At 59.6% G+C, this 6,168-nt stretch carries 9 protein-coding genes; 6 read left to right on the top strand and 3 right to left on the bottom strand.

Annotated elements, in window-relative coordinates; genetic code table 11:
- The 3 genes from PMI35_RS00155 to PMI35_RS00145 all read left to right on the top strand — a co-directional run.
- Positions 1-549, top strand: a 549-nt coding sequence (locus PMI35_RS00155) for a phosphate/phosphite/phosphonate ABC transporter substrate-binding protein (protein ID WP_008066713.1), incomplete at its 5' end; no start/stop codon positions are given.
- 117 nt (positions 550-666) lie between these two features.
- Positions 667-1,209, top strand: coding sequence for a sigma-70 family RNA polymerase sigma factor (locus PMI35_RS00150; RefSeq protein WP_008066714.1), 543 nt, complete (start codon positions 667-669; stop codon positions 1,207-1,209).
- Positions 1,206-2,219, top strand: a complete 1,014-nt coding sequence (locus PMI35_RS00145) for an ABC transporter substrate-binding protein (protein ID WP_008066715.1) — start codon at positions 1,206-1,208, stop codon at positions 2,217-2,219. The genes PMI35_RS00150 and PMI35_RS00145 overlap by 4 nt, the downstream gene beginning before the upstream one ends.
- Positions 2,220-2,226: 7 nt before the next feature.
- Here the strand turns inward: PMI35_RS00145 and osmE are convergent, their stop codons facing one another.
- Both osmE and PMI35_RS00135 read right to left on the bottom strand, forming a co-directional pair.
- The gene (osmE, locus tag PMI35_RS00140) at positions 2,227-2,577 is read right to left on the bottom strand and encodes an osmotically-inducible lipoprotein OsmE (protein WP_008066716.1); all 351 of its coding nucleotides are present in this window, start codon (positions 2,575-2,577) and stop codon (positions 2,227-2,229) included.
- A 13-nt stretch (positions 2,578-2,590) separates the two neighbouring features.
- Entirely contained in the window at positions 2,591-2,830 is a 240-nt protein-coding gene (locus PMI35_RS00135; protein WP_008066717.1) for a hypothetical protein, read from the bottom strand.
- A 169-nt stretch (positions 2,831-2,999) separates the two neighbouring features.
- On the opposite strand from PMI35_RS00135, the gene PMI35_RS00130 reads away from it, so the two are divergent.
- Positions 3,000-3,221 carry a hypothetical protein gene (locus PMI35_RS00130; RefSeq protein ID WP_008066718.1) on the top strand — a complete coding sequence of 74 codons (222 nt, stop codon included), beginning with the start codon at positions 3,000-3,002 and terminating at the stop codon, positions 3,219-3,221.
- 73 nt (positions 3,222-3,294) lie between these two features.
- On the top strand, positions 3,295-3,633 hold the full coding sequence (locus PMI35_RS00125; RefSeq protein ID WP_008066719.1) for a hypothetical protein: 339 nt from the start codon (positions 3,295-3,297) through the stop codon (positions 3,631-3,633).
- A gap of 3 nt (positions 3,634-3,636) precedes the next feature.
- Here PMI35_RS00125 and PMI35_RS00120 read toward each other — a convergent pair whose 3' ends face one another.
- A complete protein-coding gene (locus PMI35_RS00120; protein WP_008066720.1) occupies positions 3,637-4,200 on the bottom strand; it encodes an RrF2 family transcriptional regulator in 564 nt (187 codons plus the stop codon).
- Between the two features lie 299 nt (positions 4,201-4,499).
- Here PMI35_RS00120 and PMI35_RS00115 point away from each other — a divergent pair, with 299 nt between their 5' ends.
- A complete protein-coding gene (locus tag PMI35_RS00115) occupies positions 4,500-5,702 on the top strand; it encodes an NAD(P)/FAD-dependent oxidoreductase (RefSeq protein WP_008066730.1) in 1,203 nt (400 codons plus the stop codon).
- Positions 5,703-6,168 lie beyond the last annotated feature (466 nt).

Below are 6,168 nucleotides of genomic sequence, written 5' to 3' on the forward strand. Positions count from 1 at the left end.
CCGGACGCCAGCGGCGGCAGCCATTGCAGCCTGTTGCTGAGTCGCGCCGATGATCCACGGCGCAGCCTGCCGGCTTTTCGCGACAGTCGTGGTGTGATCAATGGCGAAGATTCCAACAGCGGCATGAACCTGCTGCGTCACCGCCTGGCGCCTTTCCATCGAGAGGGGCAGTTTTTTGCCGGAGTCGGTATCAGCGGCAGTCACCAAGAAAGCCTGCGCTGGTTGCGCGAGGATAAAGCGGACCTGGCGGCCATCGACAGCGTGACCTTTGCCTACCTGGCGCGACACGCCGAAGACGAAGTGGCCAACCTGCGGATCATCGGTCGCAGTGCCTTCAGCCCGACCTTGCCGTACATCACCGCGGCTGCCATCACCGAACAACAGGCCGGGCACCTTCGACAGGTGATGAATCAGACGTTGCACGAGCTGCCGGATGTCGCGGAAATCCTCGGTCTGCAAGAGATCCTGCCCGCTACCGAAAGCGACTATCAAACCGTTCTCGACTACCAGCGGGAGGCCGAGGACCTGGGATTTGGACGATTGCGTTGAAATTGCTTATTGGAATATAAAAATGCTTTTTAAGTATTATTGATGAATAAGGCTCCTTGCTAGGATCGCGTCACCGGATCACCGGACATTCAGCGACCCCTGACCTTTGGAGCCTCTATGTCCGGCACCGACCTTTCCCATCGCAACGACGTGGGCGGATTATTCCGCGCGCATTATCCCTGGCTCTGCGCACGGTTGCGCCGATATCTGGGGGCCAGCCCCAGCGTCGAAGACATCGCTGCCGAGACCTTCGTGCAGTTGCTCGAATCGCCGGGGCTGACCCCGATCCGCGAGCCTCGCGCCTTGCTCACCACCATTGCCCATCGGTTGATCTATCAGCTCTGGCGCCGTCGCGACCTGGAGCGCCAGCACCTCGAACAGTTGCAACACGTTGACCGGCATCAAGCGATCTCGCCCGAAGAACAGGTGCAACTGACCCAGGCGTTGCATGGCCTGGCGCGCACGCTTGAACGTTTGCCGGGCAAGGTTCGGGCAACCTTCCTGTTGTCGCGGGTCGACGGCCTGACCTACCCGCAAATTGCCGCCCGACTGGGCATTTCCCAACGTTCGGTGAGCGATTACATGACTCGCTCCCAAGCCCTGTGTGCCCGGCACAGCGCCAACCAATCCTTGAATTCCCTGACCCGGAGGTCCGCATGAGATCGTTCAAAACCCTGCTCGGCAGTTCACTGCTGGCCCTGAGCCTTGTGGCGACTCAGGCTCCCGCTGCAGAAAAAGTCGCGCCGATCCACTTCGGCGACATCACCTGGGAAAGCGGCAGCCTCATCACCGAAATACTTCGGGTGATTGTCGAGAAAGGTTACGGCTACCCGACAGATACCTTGCCGGGCAGCACCGTCAGCCTCGAAGCGGCGTTGGCCAAAAACGATATCCAGGTGATCGGCGAAGAGTGGGCCGGGCGCAGTCCAGCGTGGGTCAAAGCCGCTTCGGAGGGCAAAGTGTTTGGCCTGGGCGACACGGTCAAGGGCGCCACCGAAGGCTGGTGGGTGCCGGAATACGTGATCAAGGGCGACCCTGAACGAGGCATCAAGCCCCTGGCCCCGGAACTGAAATCCGTCGCTGACCTGGCCCGCTACAAAGACGTGTTCCGCGACCCGGAAGACCCAAGCCGCGGACGCTTCCTCAACAGCCCGACCGGCTGGACCTCGGAGATCGTCAACAGTCAGAAACTCAAGGCCTACGACCTGGCCGACAACTTCGTCAACTTCCGCACGGGATCGGGTGCGGCCCTGGATGCCGAGGTGGCTTCGTCGATTCGTCGTGGCAAGCCGGTGCTGTTCTACTATTGGTCGCCAACCCCGTTGCTGGGGCGTTTCAAGCTGGTGAAACTCGACGAGCCGGCATTTGACGCCGAAGCCTGGAAGACCCTGGCCGACGCCAACAACCCGCATCCGAAGGGCACCCGGTCGATGCCGGCCAACCTGGCGATCGGCGTGTCCGCACCGTTCAAGGCGCAGTACCCGGACCTGGTGGCGTTCTTCGAGAAGGTCGACCTGCCGATCGATCTGCTGAACCATACCCTCGGCCAGATGAGCGAAAAGCGCCTGCAACCGCGTCAGGTCGCAGAGGCCTTCTTGCGTGACCAGCCGCAGATCTGGAAGAGCTGGGTGCCGGGGGAGGTGGCTGAGCGTGTCACCACGCAATTGTGAGTGCGGCTTAGTAGCCTCCGCCGCCGCTGCGGGACGGTTCCCTGGCCTTTTGCTGCGCGTTGCTCCATTCGGCACAGGTCATGAAGCTTGTATGATCGACCCTGCCCCGGCTATCGAAGCTGACGTTGTACCGTTGCTGATGACCAGGTTGGGTCAGGTTGTAGTCGAAACAGGTGCCGGGCTCGACCGTGCGGTTGGAGATCGACAGGGGTGGGCCGCCGATTTGCTCGACTTGCTCCTTGCTCATCCCGGTCTCGACTTTTGCCACCAGTGGTTGATCCCGATAGATCTGTGAGTCGGTGCTGCAGCCCGCCAGCACCGTGATCAGGGTGGCAAGCGTATAGAGGGACTTGTTCACGGCTCGACTCCCACTATTCAGGCTTGTTTCGACTGATGATCTTGGCCTTCACTTCCTCGGCATAACCCGCCAGCCGTTGTTCATCGCCCTGGAACAGATCGCACAGCCGCCTCACGGCCTCTGCATCGACATCGTTCCCCGACAGGCGCAATTGTTCGGCGATGCGCAATAGCTCTACCGCCGACCATCGCAGGTCCGATGCAAGCCCTTGCAGGTCACGTCGAAGCGTCTGTTCATGTTCGTTAAGCCACATGATGATCTCCCGTAACTTCGTGCTACGAAATTTTAGACCCATTCGCGTGGCGTGGCGTTGTGTTCGTCTGATGCCAAAGGGCTTCCATTGGTCGGGAAATTTGCGCGTTTCGCAAAATTCGCTGTCGTAGTGAGGTGCCGAAATTTCAGCAGGGCAGGGTGCGTTCAAAATGACCACGCAAACCGATGACTTCAGGGCGCATGCCCAGGAACTGATCGCCGATCTTGATGCCGCCACCAGCGAAATGATGAAACTCATTTCCGAGCATCAGCTCAGCGGGCCGGAATGGGAGCGGGTCAGTCAATGGCAACACGAAGCCTACGAACGATGGACGGCTTATCTGAACGAGCGCTCCTACCCGGACCCCGGCAATCACAGCGTCAGCCCCTGAGGTTCGATGCAACAAAATGGCTGTCAGTACGGCAACAGGCTACATTTTATTTTTTCAGGTTTAAGGATGCTTCATGAGTCGAATGTTGATGGGGGCAGTGGTGATGGCGTTGTTGGCGGGGTGTTCGTTGCCGGCGTCCCTGGTGCCGGGAGAACCGAACTACAATAAGCCGAGCGACAAGTTACCCAAGGATGTAGCGGCATGTGTTTTTCCGGCCTGGCAAAAGGAGATCGCCAAGACCACCCAGACATCGATTTCCAACGGCTACCGGATCACCGCGCCGAGTGTCATAACCGCCGATGAAGTGCTGGATATCGTGAAGTACAAGGACGGCAGCCGGGTCTCGCTGTACCAGGGGCCGCCTTGGGCAAAGTCAGGGGCCATGCGCCAGGCCGTACGCGACTGCCTGTAGGGATCAGCCTTCGATCTCGGTGACCTGGATCAGTTGATCGGCCTGGGTACTGGCGGTGCCTTTCTTTTCCCGGCGATCACTCATCCAGCTGTCGACCTGCGCATTGAACTGCGCAGGCGCCTTGCGCCCGACCTTTCTGGCGATGTCCAGGATGGTCTGCTGGGCCAAGGCCTCTTCCATACGCTTCTGCGCAGTCAACATGGCCCCGTGCACCGAGCAATGGCCGTCCAGCGCCCACTCGGGCACCTCGCCTTCGAACAACGCACAGCGACCGCGAATTTCCCGACATTCGAAAATGGCCTTGCGACCGTCGATGGCATTGACGATGTCCAGCAGGCTGATCTCATCGGCCGGCCGCGCCAGCTTGAAACCCCCGCGCACGCCTTCGGTGGCAACCACCAGTTTTGCCTTGGCCAGTTTGGTGAAGATTTTTGCCAGATAGTCCAGCGGCACGCCTTGCAGCTCTGCAAGGTCACGCACGCTCGCCTCGCGGGTCTCGCCACCATTGCCCACCAGGAAAATCAGGCAGTGAATGCCGTACTCGACGCCCGCGCTGTAAAGAGACATATCGATCTCCGACTAATGTTGTCGTAAATATTAGCAGGTGACCCTTAGCCAGGCAACGATTGCGATTGTTCTCAACATGCTGGAAAGGCCTTGCAAACAGCGGATTTGGCAGGGTTCGGCCGGTCTATCGATGACATCGATTCGAACCATTGAGAAAAACACATTGCTCAAATTAACTACGATCACTACAGTCGTAGTTGTCAGGTCGGGAGCGGAAGGCCCTTCCAGCAGAGAGCGAGTGCCGACCTCCTGACCCCTTAACCCAATTCACTGCCTGGTTTTTCCCCCTGGAGTTAAAAATGAAACAACGCATCCTGGTAATTGGCGCAGGTTTCGGTGGCATGTGGAGCGCTTTGAGCGCCACCCGCCTGTTCGATATCCATGGTCACAATGACGTTGACGTAACGGTACTGGCGCCCCAGGCCGAACTGCGCGTGCGTCCACGCTTCTACGAGCCGAACGCCCACCAGCTGGCGGCGCCCATCGGCGAGCTGTTCGATGCAGTCGGCGTCAAGTTCCTCAAGGGGGCTGCCGAGACTATCGACGTCGAGCAAAAGCGTGTGGGGTACCTCGATGCCTCGGGCGAAAAACAAGTCTGCATCTACGACAAACTCGTTCTGGCCACCGGCAGCCGTCTGGCACTACCGGACACCCCGGGTGTGGCTGAACATGCGTTCGACGTCGATCAGATCGAACAGGCCATACGCCTGGAAGACCACCTAAAATCCCTGGCCAACCAGCCGCAAAGCCAGGCACGCAACACGGTGGTGGTAGCCGGTGGTGGCTTTACGGGTATTGAAACCGCCACTGAAATGCCCACCCGTTTGCGTGCCATCTTGGGCGAGGGTGCGGACTTCAAGGTGATCATTGTCGATCGTGGCGCTCAGGTAGGCGGTTCCATGGGCCCACAAATCGCTGAGAAGATTGCTGAAGCCAGTGAGGAAACCGGGGTCAAATGGCACCTCAACGCCTCGGTTGTCGCCGTCGATGAAAACGGCGTGAGCTTGTCCGACGGCCAGCGCATCGACGCCAAGACCGTCATCTGGACCACCGGCGTGCGGGCCAGCTCGCTGACCGAGCAGATCCCTGGCGAACGCGACCACCTGGGCCGCCTGCACGTCAACGCGCACCTGCAAGTAATCGGACAGCCTGACATCTTCGCCACCGGCGACGTGGCCTATGCGGCCAGCGATGACATCGGCAACCATGCGCTGATGACCTGCCAGCACGCCATTGTGCTGGGCCGTCATGCCGGCAATAACGTTGCCGCGCAGATCCTCGGTGTCGACCCGACGCCGTACAGCCAGCCCAAATACGTGACCTGCCTGGACCTGGGGGCCTGGGGGGCGGTTTATACCGAAGGTTGGGATCGCCAGGTCAAGCTGACCCGGCAGGAAGGCAAGTCGCTGAAGACCCAGATCAACACGGTGTGGATCTATCCGCCGGCGGCTGATCGTGAAAGCGCGTGGGCGGCGGCGGATCCGTTGATTCCGATTGCCTGAATGGGGTGAGTTGGTGTGATTGAAAAAAATCCCGTCTGGAGATATCCGGGCGGGATTTTTTTTGCAGACGCGCATGTTAGCCAGGCTTGCCGGCGAAGGCGACCTGACAGCCGACCAATCTCTCGCGGCTGTACCCTCGATCAAACTGTAGGAGCGAGGCTTGCCCGCGAAGGCGGCCTCATATTCGACCAATCCCTCGCGGCTGTAACCGATCCACTGTGGGAGCTGGCTTGCCAGCGAAGGCGGCCTTATAGCCGACCAATCTCCCGCGGATGTACCCCCGATCAAACTGTAGGAGCTGGCTTGCCAGCGAAGGCGGCCTGACAGCCCACCAAACTCTCGCGGATGTACCCGATCAACTGTGGGAGTTGGCTTGCCAGCGAAGGCGGCCTGATAGCCGACCTATGTTTTGTTGACCGTGTACATATCCATTGCTGCGGTAACGGCCACTTATGGTTTCGCCCTT

Source organism: Pseudomonas sp. GM78 (assembly GCF_000282475.1).
Classification (GTDB): Bacteria; Pseudomonadota; Gammaproteobacteria; order Pseudomonadales; family Pseudomonadaceae; genus Aquipseudomonas.